Below are 13,472 nucleotides of genomic sequence, written 5' to 3'. Positions count from 1 at the left end.
CGCAGGCGCCCTATTCGGCCGCCACGCGCTCGGGGTTCAGCATCGGCTTGAGGTATCGCCCGGTGTGGCTGCGCTCGCATTCGGCGACCTCTTCCGGGGCGCCCACGGCAACGATCTCGCCGCCGCCATCGCCACCCTCAGGGCCGATGTCGATGATCCAGTCGGCGGTTTTCACCACGTCCAGATTGTGTTCGATCACGACGACAGTATTGCCCTGATCGACCAGTTCATGCAGCACTTCCAACAGCTTGCGCACATCTTCGAAATGCAGGCCGGTTGTGGGCTCGTCCAGAATGTACAGGGTCCGGCCCGTCGAACGTTTTGCCAGCTCTTTCGAAAGCTTGACTCGCTGCGCCTCGCCGCCCGACAGGGTCGTGGCCTGCTGGCCGACCTTGATGTAGCCCAGCCCCACGCGTGCCAGCGCATCCATCTTGTCGCGGATCGAGGGTACGGCCTTGAAGAACTCCTGCGCGTCTTCGACCGTCATATCCAGCACGTCGGCGATGGACTTGCCCTTGAACTTGATCTCGAGCGTCTCGCGGTTGTAACGCGCGCCCTTGCAGGTCTCGCAGGTGACATAGACGTCGGGCAGGAAATGCATCTCGATCTTGATGACTCCGTCGCCCTGACAGGCCTCGCAGCGTCCGCCTTTGACGTTGAAACTGAACCGCCCGGGCTTGTAGCCCCGCGCCTTCGCCTCGGGCAGACCGGCGAACCAGTCGCGGATCGGGGTGAAGGCGCCGGTATATGTGGCCGGGTTCGACCGTGGCGTGCGCCCGATGGGCCGCTGGTCGATGTCGATCACCTTGTCCAGATGTTCCAGCCCCTTGATCGTTTCGCAGGGCGCAGGCGTCTGACGCGCACCATTCAGACGCATCGAGGCGGTCTTGAACAGCGTCTCGATCGTCAGGGTCGACTTGCCGCCGCCCGACACCCCGGTCACGCAGACGAACTTGCCCAGCGGAAACTCGGCCGTCACGTCTTTGAGGTTGTTGCCCGAAGCCTTTACAACCGTTACCTTTTTCGTGTTCCCCTTGCGCCGCTCGGCGGGCACCGGAATTTCCCGAACCCCCGACAGATACTGCCCTGTAATCGAGGCCGCATCGGCCGCGATCTGCTCGGGCGTGCCGTGGCTGACCACCTGCCCGCCATGAACGCCGGCACCGGGGCCGATGTCGAACACATAGTCGGCTTCGCGGATGGCTTCCTCGTCATGCTCGACGACGATCACGGTGTTGCCCTGATCGCGCAGGTTCTTCAGCGTGCCCAAAAGGCGGTCATTGTCGCGCTGATGCAACCCGATCGAGGGTTCGTCCAGCACGTAAAGCACGCCGGTCAGGCCCGAGCCGATCTGGCTGGCCAGCCGGATGCGCTGGCTTTCGCCGCCTGACAGGGTACCACTTGAACGAGACAGCGTAAGGTATTCCAAACCAACGTTATTCAGAAACCCCAACCGCTCACGGATCTCTTTCAGAATCGCGCGGGCAATCTCGTTTTTCTGGGCGCTCAGATGGTTCGGCGCGTCCTCGACCCAGGCCAGAGCCTCTTTGATCGACATTTCGACCACCTGACCGACATGCAGCCCTGCAATCTTGACGGCCAACGCCTCGGGGCGAAGGCGATAGCCCTCGCAAGTGTGGCAGGGACGGTTGTTCTGATACCGTTCGAATTCCTCGCGGATCCACGCGCTGTCGGTTTCGCGATAGCGGCGCTCCATGTTCGGGATAACGCCTTCAAAGCTGCGGGTCACCTGATAGACCCGTCCGCCTTCGTCATAGCGGAACTGGATTTCATCATCGCCCGAGCCATGCAGAAACACCTGCTGCACATGCGCCGGAAGGTCCTTCCACGGCGTGTTCTTGTCGAACTCGTAGTGGCGCGCGATCGCCTCGATCGTTTGCAGGAAATAGGGCGACTTGCCCTTGCGCCATGGGGCCAGTGCGCCGTCATACAGTTTCAAGGTCTGATCGGGCACCACAAGCCGTTCATCGAAAAACAGCTCGACCCCCAGCCCGTCGCAATCCGGGCAAGCCCCAAAAGGCGCGTTGAACGAAAACAGGCGCGGCTCGATCTCGGGGATGGTGAACCCACTGACCGGACAGGCAAAATTCTCGGAGAACGTGATGCGCTCGGGCTCGCCCTCGCGCGGGGCGGTCTCCAGTATCGCGATGCCATCGGCCAGGTCCAGCGCGGTGCGCAGGCTGTCGGCCAGGCGGGTCTCCATCCCCTCGCGCACGACGATCCGGTCAACAACCACGTCGATGTCATGGCGGAACTTCTTGTCCAGCGTCGGCGGCTCGTCCAGTTCGTAGAACTGGCCATCGACCTTGACGCGCTGGAACCCCTGCTTGCGCAGTTCCAGAAACTCTTTCTTGTACTCACCCTTGCGGTCGCGAACGATGGGCGCCAGCAGATAGCCTCGGGTGCCCTCCTCCATCGCCATGATCCGATCGACCATGTCCTGAACCTGCTGGGCTTCGATCGGCAAACCGGTGGCAGGGCTGTAGGGCGTGCCTGCGCGCGCGAACAGCAGGCGCAGATAGTCATAGATCTCGGTCACCGTTCCCACGGTCGAGCGTGGGTTTTTCGACGTGGTCTTCTGCTCGATCGAGATCGCCGGGGACAGGCCGCTAATGTGATCCACATCGGGCTTTTCCATCATGTCCAGAAACTGGCGCGCATAGGCCGAAAGGCTTTCGACATAGCGGCGCTGACCCTCGGCATAGATCGTATCGAATGCCAGCGACGACTTGCCCGACCCGGACAGACCCGTGATGACAACCAGCTGATCGCGCGGAATGTCCACGTCAATGTTTTTCAGGTTGTGCTCGCGCGCGCCGCGCACCTCGATATTCTTCAGCTCAGCCATTCAGGCCCCCAACACACAACTGTCCTAGAGATAGGCGAGCGACGCTGAGTCTCCAACCAAAAAGTTAGAACAAAGTGTGAACAAGCAGATTTTCTCCACCTGGTTCACCCGTCTTCGGGCTTTCGCGCCATGGCCCAGGCACAGATCGGAAAATCCGGGTCGTTTTCCAGACTGTCGGTTTCAGGGTCATAGACGGGCGGCCACACCTGCTCGAGGTTGCGCAAAGCCGCCTGGCGGTTGCCCCATTGCGCGGCCTGTATGCTTTCCGGATCAAAGCCGCATTCGATCAGCAGGTTGCGCAATCCCCGCGCCGACCAACGCGAACAGTCGTGCGGAGCCGCATGGAACGGGATGAAGAACGGCACGGCCAACCAGAACCACCCTCCTGGCCGCAGCATTTCCAGCACGTTCAGAGTGGCTTCATAGGGCCGGTCAAGATGTTCCCAGACCTGATTGGCGAGTATGAGATCGAATTGCCGAACCTCCGCGCGTTCATCCATCAGCGGGCCTTTGCAGATATCGTGCTGACGATGCCAGATCTGGGTATGGCTGCGAAATCCGAATTGCGTTCCCCATTTTCCCGAAATTTCGGCGCAGTCCAGCGCCTCGGGCCCCAGACTACGTATCCATTTCTTGCTTTCCCGAACCATGACGACGCGGTTCAAGCTGACCATCGAAAACCCCGACTGCGTGCTACCTGCCGGGACCGATTGTCCAGAAAAGCAACCCTGTGTCCACAGGGAACGCAACGACTTTTGAGGAGAAGTGGCGCGGTTGACGGGGCTCGAACCCGCGACCCCCGGCGTGACAGGCCGGTACTCTAACCAACTGAGCTACAACCGCGCATTAGGGTCTATGTCGATCCGTTTGCCCGGATCAAAGGCTGGCAGCGATGGCGCGGTTGACGGGGCTCGAACCCGCGACCCCCGGCGTGACAGGCCGGTACTCTAACCAACTGAGCTACAACCGCCCGCTGCCCGTTCATTGCTGAACGTTGGGGTGTATTATGGCCACGCCCGGGCATCGTCAAGCGGCGTTTTCAAGTTTTTTGCACGAACCGGAAAAATTGTTCCCGAGCGCGTTTGGCACGCTCCTTTGTGATAGCGCCGGCGCGGAGACACCCTAACTCTTGGTTGCCATCGCCGAGCCTTCAAAAACGTCGACTTCGCCAACGAATAGTCAGGCGGTGGTTTCTACTGCTACCAATTGCCCTATCCCCCGTCGGCACAATTCGATTGGCTTTCATAGCCGTCCACGTGGCAGTCGCATCCTAGTGCCGGAACGAGTTCAGCGATCAGCTTCTGGTTTATACCAAGCCTTAACTTTTTTCGGTTTATTTCTGGCGCAGCTGACTCGCCGCTTTGATCGCATTTGGACTACGCCAAATACTTACCGCCCAGAATGCTCCGACAGTGAAAAAGCAGCTTCAAAGCATCAAATCAGTCAGGCTTGGAGATGACGAATATTCCGCGTATCTCCCCTCTTGCAGCCGGATAAAAAGCACTGTAATACGCCGCCCTACGGGTGATTAGCTCAGTGGTAGAGCGCTTCGTTCACATCGAAGATGTCAGGAGTTCAAATCTCTTATCACCCACCATTCCCTCTCTTTTTCAACGCTTGAAACGGATGAGACTCGGCGTCTATCCTTGAGTTCGGGCCGGTGAAGCACCGGCATGGCAATCAGGGACATGCATGGCCGAACTAAAGCGCGACATCGGCCTGGTGGGTCTGACATTCATATCTGTCGGAGGAATCATTGGCTCAGGATGGCTGTTCGGGCCGCTTCTGGCCGTTCAGCACGCAGGCCCCGCGGCCGTTTTGTCCTGGGTCATCGGGGCCGTCGCAATGTTCATTCTGGCCATCACATTCGCCGAAATCTCTGCCATGTTGCCGATCCCCGGAGGGATCGCTCGGGTTCCGCAGTTTTCACACGGCAATATCGTCGCCATGACGATGGGTTGGACTGCCTGGATCGGGTACAACACGACCGCTCCGATCGAGGTCGAGGCGATGCTGTCCTACCTCGCACCCTATGCACGCTGGCTGCATGCGCCATCTGGTGACCTGACCGCGCCCGGACAGGCTGTGGCCTTGGCATTCATGGTGTTCTTCGTCCTGATCAACATGCTTGGCGTAAAGTTCTTTGCGCGGGTCAACACAATGATAACAAGCGCAAAAGTGGCCATTCCAATCCTGTTGTCCGTGGTGCTGATCCTTTCACGTTTCAATGCCGAGAACTTCACGCAGCCCGAGGGGTTCGCACCGTATGGGCTTAAGGGAATAATGGCCGCCGTTTCGACAGGTGGGGTAATCTTCTCGTTCATCGGGTTCAGGCATGTGGTCGACATGGCAGGCGAGGTGCGAAACCCGAAATTCGACATTCCGGCGGCGCTTGTATTGTCGATCATCATGTGTGCGGCGATCTATCTGGGCCTGCAGATCGCTTTCATCGGCTCGCTCGACCCTCAGATGCTGGCGCAGGGCTGGGCCAAGCTGAGTTTTGCCGGAGAAGGCCCTTTGGACGGGGTCATAATGTCCGTCGGGATATTGTGGTTCATCAGCATCCTCAACGTCGGCTCGGTGATCGGGCCGTTCGGAAACGCCCTCGTGGCCACCGGTTCGAACGCTCGGATCGCGATGGCCCTGTCGCAGAACGGGTTTCTGCCCGCGCGCATCCGACACCTGTCGGCATTTGGCGTGCCCATCTGGGCGCTGGTGCTCAACTTCCTGATTGGCACTCTTTTCCTTTTGACCATTCCCTTTGAGACGGTGATCGCCCTGAACGGGGCAGCGATCGTCCTGTCCTTCGCCGTCGGCCCCATCGCCGTTGTATGCCTGCGCAGCCTATTGCCAGACAGGCCCCGCTCGATCCGCGTTCCAGCGGTTGGTTTTGTCGGAATGCTGGCCTTTGCGATTGCAACTCTGATCGTCTACTGGAGCGGCTGGGATACGGTCTGGCGCCTGGGCATCACCCTTCTGATCGGACTGCTCCTGCTTTTGGCGCGGTTTCGGGGACGCCTGGAACAGATGGATCTCAAACAGGCCTTGTGGCTCGCGCCCTATCTGGCTGGACTGGGGTTGATCTCGTTTCTTGGTCAATTCGGAGACGGTGCGCTGCACCTGATCCCGTTCGGGTGGGACATCTTGTTGTGCACCCTGCTGTCATCGACCATTTTTTGGATCGCAGTCCGGTCCGCCCTGCCCCCTGAGAAATTCCAGCGCTACATAGACGAGGAAGAAGTTCTGGACCCATCAAAACCTATAATCGGGCTTTGAATCAGAAAGAGCGGGGATTATTCCCCGCCCTTCTCGTTGTTTTCAGATCAGTGCGCCGTGGCTGAAGGTCCACTGTTATCCGAAGCCTTGGCCGCTGCGGCCGCGGCTTCTTCGGCGGCCTCGTCCCATTCGATCGGCTCAGGTTTGCGCACCAGTGCGCGCTCCAGAACTTCGGACACGTGCTTGACCGGGATGATCTCCAGCCCTTCCTTCACATTGTCGGGGATGTCGGCCAGATCCTTCTCGTTCTCTTCCGGAATAAGCACCGTCTTGATGCCACCCCGCAGAGCTGCGAGCAGTTTCTCCTTCAACCCGCCGATCGGCATGGCGTTGCCACGCAGCGAAACTTCGCCCGTCATGGCGATGTCCTTGCGGACCGGGATACCGGTCAGAACCGACACGATCGAAGTGACCATCGCCAGGCCGGCGCTGGGTCCATCCTTGGGAGTCGCGCCGTCAGGCACGTGCACATGGATGTCGATCTTGTCGAACTGCGGCGGTTTGACCCCGATCTGAGGCGAAATCGACCGCACATAGGACGAAGCCGCGTCGATGGATTCCTTCATCACATCGCCCAGCTTGCCTGTGGTCTTCATCCGACCCTTGCCTGGCAGCTTCAACGCCTCGATATGCAGCAGGTCGCCACCGACCGAGGTCCAGGCCAGACCGGTCACAACGCCGACCTGATCATCCTGTTCAGCCAAACCGTAACGGAACTTGGGTACACCCAGGAACTCGTGCAGGTTCTCAGCCGTCACGACAACCCGGTCGGTCTCGTTCTTGATGATCCGGGTCAACGATTTGCGCGCCACCTTGGCAATCTCGCGCTCAAGATTCCGCACACCGGCCTCGCGGGTATAGGTGCGGATGATCGCGGTCAGCGCCTCATCGGTCAGCTCGAACTCTTTAGCCTTCAGCCCGTGGTTCTTCACCTGCTTCGAGATCAGGTGCTGCTTCGCGATTTCGCGCTTTTCGTCCTCGGTGTAGCCGGCCAGAGGAATGATCTCCATCCGGTCCAGAAGCGGCCCTGGCATGTTGTAGCTGTTCGACGTGGTCAGGAACATCACGTTCGACAGGTCGTATTCGACCTCCAGGTAGTGGTCCATGAACGTGCTGTTCTGTTCCGGGTCCAGCACCTCGAGCATGGCCGAAGCTGGATCACCACGGAAATCCTGCCCCATCTTGTCGATTTCATCGAGCAAGATCAGCGGGTTCGTGGTTTTCGCCTTTTTCAGCGCCTGGATGATCTTGCCGGGCATCGAGCCGATATAGGTCCGGCGGTGTCCGCGGATCTCGGATTCATCGCGCACCCCACCCAACGAGATGCGGATGAACTCGCGCCCCGTGGCCTTGGCGACCGACTTCCCAAGCGAGGTCTTGCCCACGCCCGGAGGGCCGACAAGGCACATGATCGGGCCTTTCAGCTTCTTCGAGCGCTGCTGAACCGCCAGATACTCGACGATCCGCTCCTTGACCTTTTCGAGGCCATAGTGATCGGCATCGAGGATCTGCTGCGCCCGGCCAAGGTCTTTCTTGACCCGAGACTTGGTGCCCCAAGGCAGCGACAGGATCCAATCCAGATAGTTGCGCACCACGGTCGCTTCGGCCGACATCGGCGACATGTTCTTGAGCTTTTTCAGCTCGCCTTCCGCCTTTTCGCGGGCTTCTTTCGAAAGCTTGGTCTCGGCGATCTTGGCTTCCAGTTCGGCGATCTCGTTCGCGCCGTCCTCGCCGTCGCCCAGCTCCTTCTGAATGGCCTTCATCTGCTCATTCAGATAGTATTCGCGCTGGGTCTTCTCCATCTGCGACTTGACGCGGGTCTTGATCTTCTTCTCGACCTGAAGAACCGACATCTCGCCCTGCATCAGGCCATAGACCTTTTCCAGACGCTCGCTGATGCTGAGCGTTTCCAGCAGGTCCTGCTTCTGTTCGACCTCGATGCCAAGGTGACCCGAAACCAAATCGGCCAGTTTCGCCGGATCGGTTGTCTCACTGACAGCGGTCAGGGCTTCTTCCGGGATGTTCTTGCGAACCTTGGCGTACCGCTCGAACTCATCGGCGACAGTGCGCAAAAGCGCCTGCGTCGTCGTAACGTCGCCGGGAATTTCGGTCAGGTATTCGGCGCGGGCCTCAAAGAATTCTTCATTCTCAATGAACTCCGAAATCTTGACGCGTGCCTGCCCTTCGACCAGCACTTTGACCGTGCCATCGGGCAGCTTGAGCAGCTGCAGGACATTTGCCAGAACGCCGCTGCGGTAGATACCGTCCTGGGTCGGGTCGTCGACGGAAGGGTCAACTTGACTGGACAGCAGAATTTGCTTGTCATCCTGCATCACCTCTTCCAGCGCGCGCACCGACTTTTCACGCCCCACGAACAGCGGGACGATCATGTGCGGAAACACGACAATGTCGCGCAGCGGCAGAACGGGGTATGAGGAATTAAGAGGCTCTTGCATGCTCTATCCTTATCATTGGCAAGATGGCACTGACCCCTGTTTCAGGCAGCCGTCGGCCATCTCCTTTCTCGGACGATAAAGGTGGGGCGCGGACCGCCCCATTTCAACCTCGTCGCCTTACCTGTTCAAATCAGAATGGCCCGAGGTTTCCCCGACTGCAAGGCATCGCGGCAACATATCCACTGATTTTGACTTGGGTCGCCCAACACGCCCGTTAGAGCGGCTCGATATCACCCAGCGCCCGCTGCGCATGGAACTCGGCCTGCCAGACCTCGAATGCACCGGCGGCGATGGCGTCCCGCATGCACTGCATGATCTCTTGGAAATAATGCAGATTGTGCCAGGTCAGCAGCATGCCCGAAATCATTTCGTTGGCCCGGAATACATGGTGCAGGTAGGCGCGCGAGTAATTCGAGCAGGCTGGGCACGTGCACTGTTCGTCCAGCGGACGCGGATCGTCGGCGTGGCGGGCGTTCTTGATGTTCACGACCCCGCGGCGGGTGAACACCTGCCCCGTCCGTCCCGAGCGCGACGGCAGCACACAATCCATCATGTCGATCCCGCGCGCCACGGCGCCCACGATGTCGTCGGGCTTGCCCACGCCCATCAGATAGCGCGGCTTATCGGTCGGCAGGAAATCAGGCGCATAGTCCAGACAGTCGAACATGGCCTCCTGCCCCTCGCCCACCGCGAGGCCACCAACGGCATATCCTTCAAACCCGATGGCCTTCAGCGCCTCGGCGCTTTCCTCGCGTAGGTCGCGCTCCAACCCGCCCTGCATGATCCCGAACAGCGCATGGCCGGGCCGATCGCCAAAGGCCTCGCGCGACCGTTCGGCCCATCGCATCGACAGGCGCATCGACTCGGCGATCCGGTCGCGGTCGGCAGGCAATGCGGGGCATTCGTCGAAACACATCACGATGTCCGACCCCAACAGGCGCTGGATCTCCATCGACCGCTCGGGTGTCAGCTCGTGTTTGGAACCGTCGATATGCGATTTGAAGGTCACGCCCTTCTCGGTCAGCTTGCGCAGACCCGCCAGGGACATCACCTGAAACCCGCCCGAGTCGGTCAGGATCGGGCGCTCCCAGTTCATGAATTTGTGCAGCCCGCCCAAACGGTCGATCCGTTCGGCCGTGGGCCGCAGCATCAGGTGATAGGTGTTGCCCAACAGGATGTCGGCGCCGGTCGCCCGCACGCTTTCGGGCATCATCGCCTTGACCGTCGCGGCGGTGCCCACGGGCATGAAGGCCGGCGTGCGCACCTCGCCCCGCGGCGTGTGGATCACGCCGGTGCGGGCTTTGCCGTCGGTGGCCTTCAATTCGAATGAGAAACGCTGGGTCATGTCATCGCCTCGGGTCGCTGAACCGGGCAGGCTTTGCCCGATCTGCCCGGCCATTGCAACCCGTCAAGGCAAGCTGGCAACCCTTTGCGTGAACAGGTCCACCACCTGCTGACCAACGACGTCACAGCACACCTGCAACGGTGGGCGAGACGGGTCCGGCCGGGTTGCCCCAACCTCGGGTCCCTCGGTTACCACCTTCAAACCTGTTTCTTGAATTTCGAACATCGCACGGTGCGAACAGGCGATAACGGCCGTCGAGTCATGAAGTCCGCAGCCGTCCAACCCGGCGACATCGCGGTAGAAACTCAGATAGAACTGAGAGATATCGTTCAGAAATCCACCGATTTGAGGCGCACGTCGCGCCAGTTCCTCGAAATCAACCGCGCGATAGAGCGTTTTCAAGGTCACATCCAGGCCCACCAGAACCGTCGGAGCGGGCTGGGCAAACACCTCGTCTGCAGCTTTCGCATCGTGATAGATATTCGCCTCGGCGTGTTCGGTGATGTTGCCAGGACAGAAGACTGCTCCGCCCATGATGACCAATTGGCCGATGTTCTGAGCGAAATCCGGATCCAGACGCATCGCATCGGCAAGGTTGGTCAGCGGCCCAACCGCACACACCGTCAGGTCCCTCTTGTGACGCCGGGCCATCTCGACCAGGAACTCGGCTGCGATCAGGTCGTGGTTCGCGCCGATCTCGGGCACATCGACCACATCGCCAAAACCCTCATCCCCATGCACGTGCTTAGAGGGCGTGTGTGCGTCAGCTTCCCATGGAAACGCTGCGCCCTGCGCCACAGGTATGTCCAACCCCAGCTTGTGAGCCAGAAACCGCGCGTTCCGGCTGGACTGCTGGACATGCGTATTGCCAAAGACCGTAGTCAGGCCGATCAGGTCAATTTCCGGAGCGGCGGCGGCGTAGGCGATCGCCATGGCATCGTCGATGCCGGGGTCAGTGTCGATAATCAGTTTCATTTCGCCCCGATAGCGCAATCAACGGCGGATGCAAAGCAGCCACAACCCGAAATCTCCGTGCTTTGCCCCAATTACCTTGCATGGATATCCTGTTCGGTTCATTTCATAGCTGAGTTGAAATTCAGCCCTTCAATCCCCAAATGTATACCATCGTACACAAAAAAATGAGGACAGAAATGACCGAAGACCAGATCATCGGACTGCTATCATCGAACATCATCTACCTGCTTGGGGCGGCCTTGGTTGTCGTCATCATCCTCAAGGGTATCAAGATCGTTCCACAATCCGAGAAATACGTGGTCGAACGGTTCGGACGCCTCCACTCTGTGCTGGGCCCCGGGATCAACTTTATCGTTCCTTTTCTCGACGTTGCACGCCACAAGATATCCATCTTGGAACGTCAGCTGCCCAATGCGACGCAGGATGCAATCACCAAGGACAACGTGTTGGTGCAGATCGATACTTCGGTCTTCTACCGTATCCTCGAGCCTGAAAAGACCGTCTACCGCATTCGGGACGTCGACGGCGCCATCGCAACGACCGTCGCTGGTATCGTGCGGGCTGAAATCGGCAAAATGGACCTAGACGAAGTTCAGTCAAATCGCGCGCAACTGATTGAACGCATTCAAGAAAGCGTCGAAACCGCAGTTGACGACTGGGGGATCGAGGTAACCCGCGCCGAAATTCTGGACGTAAACCTGGATCAGGCGACCCGCGACGCCATGCTTCAGCAGTTGAATGCCGAACGCGCACGTCGCGCTCAGGTAACCGAAGCCGAGGGCCAGAAACGCGCGGTCGAACTCCAGGCCGACGCCGAGTTGTATGCTGCGGAACAAGCCGCCAAGGCGCGTCGCGTTCAGGCGGACGCGGAAGCCTATGCAACCGGCGTCGTCGCAAAGGCCATCCAGGACAATGGGATCGAAGCCGCCCAGTATCAGGTTGCGCTGAAACAAGTTGAGGCATTGAATGCGATGGGCAAAAGCGGAGGCAGCCAGACGATTGTTGTGCCCGCAAATGCGCTCGAAGCGTTTGGCGACGCCTTCAAAATGCTCAAGGGAGGCAAATGATGGCAGATCCGTTCTGGCTGACGTGGTGGGTATGGCTGGCAGCCGCACTGGCGCTGGGCATTCTGGAAGTGGCCTTGCCGGGTTTCATCTTCCTTGGCTTCGCTATCGGCGCGGCTATCACCGGAATCCTTCTGGTCATCCCCGGCTTGGCCCCGAACCTGCCCGTCCTGCTTTTGATCTTCGCCACCTTGTCGTTGATCGCATGGCTAGTTCTGCGGCGCATGTTCGCGCTGCCACATGGTCAAGTCAGGACGTTTGACCATGATATCAACGACTGACCGGTGCGGCGCCCTGTAGCGGGGCGCCCTACCCCCTCTGGACGCTGCCTTCAGCTTTCCCTATATAATTGCTCAGGTAACAACCCGAGGCATTCATGACCCACCCCAGCGAACAGCTTGAAGGCACGCCCCTGATTGCGCCTTCGACCGTTGAGCACCCTCTGTACGAATCCGTGGTCGAGGCCTGCAGGACTGTCTATGACCCTGAAATTCCGGTCAATATCTATGACCTTGGACTGATCTACACGATCGACATCAGCAGCGACAACGCAGTCAAAGTCATCATGACCCTGACCGCTCCGGGCTGCCCGGTGGCCGGTGATATGCCAGGCTGGATCGTCGAGGCCATCGAGCCCGTTGCCGGGGTTAAGGAGGTGGATGTCGAACTGACCTGGGAACCACCCTGGGGCATGGAGATGATGTCCGACGAAGCCCGGCTGGAACTTGGCTTCATGTAAGGGCCTGCCGCACTGAACGCACGGGAATTGTCACAAACCTGAAACCCAGCTGTCACGGATCGGTCGTCGAACCGTTACGTTGCTGCGTAACAAGTACAACGCGGGCTTCGCAGTCGGACCCGTCAGAGGAACTCGGCAACTCAAATATCGCCCCAGCAGTCAATGGCGACCACGTTGGAGCGTCTACCGCCCCCCCCTGCCGAGGCTCCGCAATACTGGGCCGCTCTTGCCCGAGAGCGGCCCTATTTTACTCGCTGAGGTGCACTCACTTCACGTTGCACTGTGCTTTGATCTCGGCGGCGCGGTCGTCCAGTTTCTTGACATAGTCACCCGACAGCATCTGCAACCGCTTCTGTTCTGTTCCAGAGATCAATCCAAGCAGCGCCCCGGCTGGCGTGATCGCGACCACACTTTCCGCCTGCTGATCCTCGGCATGTTTCTTTTCCGCCGCAATTGCACGCAGGTCACCTTCGGCGGTCGAGCAATTCACCGGGTGCCGCTTGTGATCGCCCGCTGCATGAACGGCACTGCCGGCCACCAGAAGAGCCAGAAACGCAACCTGCCGGCACAAGCCAATCTTATTTGAAATCCGCAACATCATCGAAACCCACCTTGTTCTGCTGTCAATTCGAACTCATCGGCAAACCCTGCCCACTGCCCGTACGGTACGGTCAAAACTGGCGATGAGCAAACTTGGGGCTCCGCGCTCTCTTGAGCCCGGGCCCTTGCGGCCTTAGATTAGGTTTAA

At 59.4% G+C, this 13,472-nt stretch carries 10 protein-coding genes and 3 tRNA genes; 5 read left to right on the top strand and 8 right to left on the bottom strand.

The window, feature by feature from the left end; genetic code table 11:
• Nucleotides 1-10: 10 nt before the first annotated feature.
• The 4 genes from uvrA to ACR3EK_RS06970 all read right to left on the bottom strand — a co-directional run bounded on the left by uvrA (nucleotide 11) and on the right by ACR3EK_RS06970 (nucleotide 3,839).
• Entirely contained in the window at nucleotides 11-2,869 is a 2,859-nt protein-coding gene (gene uvrA, locus ACR3EK_RS06985) for an excinuclease ABC subunit UvrA (protein ID WP_170523916.1), read from the bottom strand.
• Nucleotides 2,870-2,973: 104 nt separating this feature from the next.
• Entirely contained in the window at nucleotides 2,974-3,543 is a 570-nt protein-coding gene (locus ACR3EK_RS06980) for a methyltransferase domain-containing protein (RefSeq protein ID WP_480633020.1), read from the bottom strand.
• Between the two features lie 92 nt (nucleotides 3,544-3,635).
• Nucleotides 3,636-3,712, bottom strand: a tRNA-Asp gene (locus tag ACR3EK_RS06975).
• A gap of 50 nt (nucleotides 3,713-3,762) precedes the next feature.
• A tRNA-Asp gene (locus ACR3EK_RS06970) sits at nucleotides 3,763-3,839 on the bottom strand.
• Nucleotides 3,840-4,391: 552 nt separating this feature from the next.
• On the opposite strand from ACR3EK_RS06970, the gene ACR3EK_RS06965 reads away from it, so the two are divergent.
• Together ACR3EK_RS06965 and ACR3EK_RS06960 are read left to right on the top strand one after the other, a co-directional pair.
• Nucleotides 4,392-4,466, top strand: a tRNA-Val gene (locus tag ACR3EK_RS06965).
• A gap of 95 nt (nucleotides 4,467-4,561) precedes the next feature.
• Nucleotides 4,562-6,145 (top strand): APC family permease, encoded by a 1,584-nt coding sequence (locus ACR3EK_RS06960; protein WP_480633019.1) that lies wholly within the window; start codon nucleotides 4,562-4,564, stop codon nucleotides 6,143-6,145.
• 47 nt (nucleotides 6,146-6,192) lie between these two features.
• Here the strand turns inward: ACR3EK_RS06960 and lon are convergent, their stop codons facing one another.
• The 3 genes from lon to ACR3EK_RS06945 all read right to left on the bottom strand — a co-directional run bounded on the left by lon (nucleotide 6,193) and on the right by ACR3EK_RS06945 (nucleotide 10,921).
• Complete coding sequence (lon, locus tag ACR3EK_RS06955; protein WP_170368385.1) at nucleotides 6,193-8,601, bottom strand: endopeptidase La; 2,409 nt, start codon at nucleotides 8,599-8,601, stop codon at nucleotides 6,193-6,195.
• A 214-nt stretch (nucleotides 8,602-8,815) separates the two neighbouring features.
• Nucleotides 8,816-9,946, bottom strand: coding sequence for a tRNA guanosine(34) transglycosylase Tgt (gene tgt / locus ACR3EK_RS06950; protein WP_170389955.1), 1,131 nt, complete (start codon nucleotides 9,944-9,946; stop codon nucleotides 8,816-8,818).
• 63 nt (nucleotides 9,947-10,009) lie between these two features.
• On the bottom strand, nucleotides 10,010-10,921 hold the full coding sequence (locus tag ACR3EK_RS06945; RefSeq protein WP_480633018.1) for a nucleoside hydrolase: 912 nt from the start codon (nucleotides 10,919-10,921) through the stop codon (nucleotides 10,010-10,012).
• Nucleotides 10,922-11,097: 176 nt separating this feature from the next.
• Between ACR3EK_RS06945 and ACR3EK_RS06940 the strand changes: the two genes are divergently transcribed.
• The 3 genes from ACR3EK_RS06940 (at nucleotide 11,098) to ACR3EK_RS06930 (ending at nucleotide 12,724) form a co-directional block, all read left to right on the top strand.
• Nucleotides 11,098-11,988 (top strand): SPFH domain-containing protein, encoded by an 891-nt coding sequence (locus ACR3EK_RS06940; RefSeq protein ID WP_170338815.1) that lies wholly within the window; start codon nucleotides 11,098-11,100, stop codon nucleotides 11,986-11,988.
• Entirely contained in the window at nucleotides 11,988-12,266 is a 279-nt protein-coding gene (locus ACR3EK_RS06935; RefSeq protein WP_093962948.1) for an NfeD family protein, read from the top strand. Before ACR3EK_RS06940 ends, ACR3EK_RS06935 begins: the two co-directional genes overlap by 1 nt.
• Nucleotides 12,267-12,361: 95 nt before the next feature.
• Complete coding sequence (locus ACR3EK_RS06930; RefSeq protein WP_170339389.1) at nucleotides 12,362-12,724, top strand: SUF system Fe-S cluster assembly protein; 363 nt, start codon at nucleotides 12,362-12,364, stop codon at nucleotides 12,722-12,724.
• A gap of 265 nt (nucleotides 12,725-12,989) precedes the next feature.
• Here ACR3EK_RS06930 and ACR3EK_RS06925 read toward each other — a convergent pair whose 3' ends face one another.
• Nucleotides 12,990-13,322 (bottom strand): hypothetical protein, encoded by a 333-nt coding sequence (locus ACR3EK_RS06925; protein WP_170339391.1) that lies wholly within the window; start codon nucleotides 13,320-13,322, stop codon nucleotides 12,990-12,992.
• Nucleotides 13,323-13,472 lie beyond the last annotated feature (150 nt).

This window comes from Ruegeria sp. BC8 (assembly GCF_056535705.1).
Note: the sequence above shows the minus strand (reverse complement) of the source record. Positions and strands in the feature narration are given on the sequence as shown.

Bases quoted from the DNA above. Each gene is read 5' to 3' on its own strand.
- tgt (WP_170389955.1), bottom strand. From the start codon at position 9,946: ATGACCCAGCGTTTCTCATTCGAATTGAAGGCCACCGACGGCAAAGCC.
- ACR3EK_RS06925 (WP_170339391.1), bottom strand. From the start codon at position 13,322: ATGTTGCGGATTTCAAATAAGATTGGCTTGTGCCGGCAGGTTGCGTTT.
- uvrA (WP_170523916.1), bottom strand. From the start codon at position 2,869: ATGGCTGAGCTGAAGAATATCGAGGTGCGCGGCGCGCGCGAGCACAAC.
- lon (WP_170368385.1), bottom strand. From the start codon at position 8,601: ATGCAAGAGCCTCTTAATTCCTCATACCCCGTTCTGCCGCTGCGCGAC.
- ACR3EK_RS06940 (WP_170338815.1), top strand. From the start codon at position 11,098: ATGACCGAAGACCAGATCATCGGACTGCTATCATCGAACATCATCTAC.
- ACR3EK_RS06980 (WP_480633020.1), bottom strand. From the start codon at position 3,543: ATGGTCAGCTTGAACCGCGTCGTCATGGTTCGGGAAAGCAAGAAATGG.
- ACR3EK_RS06945 (WP_480633018.1), bottom strand. From the start codon at position 10,921: ATGAAACTGATTATCGACACTGACCCCGGCATCGACGATGCCATGGCG.
- ACR3EK_RS06930 (WP_170339389.1), top strand. From the start codon at position 12,362: ATGACCCACCCCAGCGAACAGCTTGAAGGCACGCCCCTGATTGCGCCT.
- ACR3EK_RS06935 (WP_093962948.1), top strand. From the start codon at position 11,988: ATGGCAGATCCGTTCTGGCTGACGTGGTGGGTATGGCTGGCAGCCGCA.
- ACR3EK_RS06960 (WP_480633019.1), top strand. From the start codon at position 4,562: ATGGCCGAACTAAAGCGCGACATCGGCCTGGTGGGTCTGACATTCATA.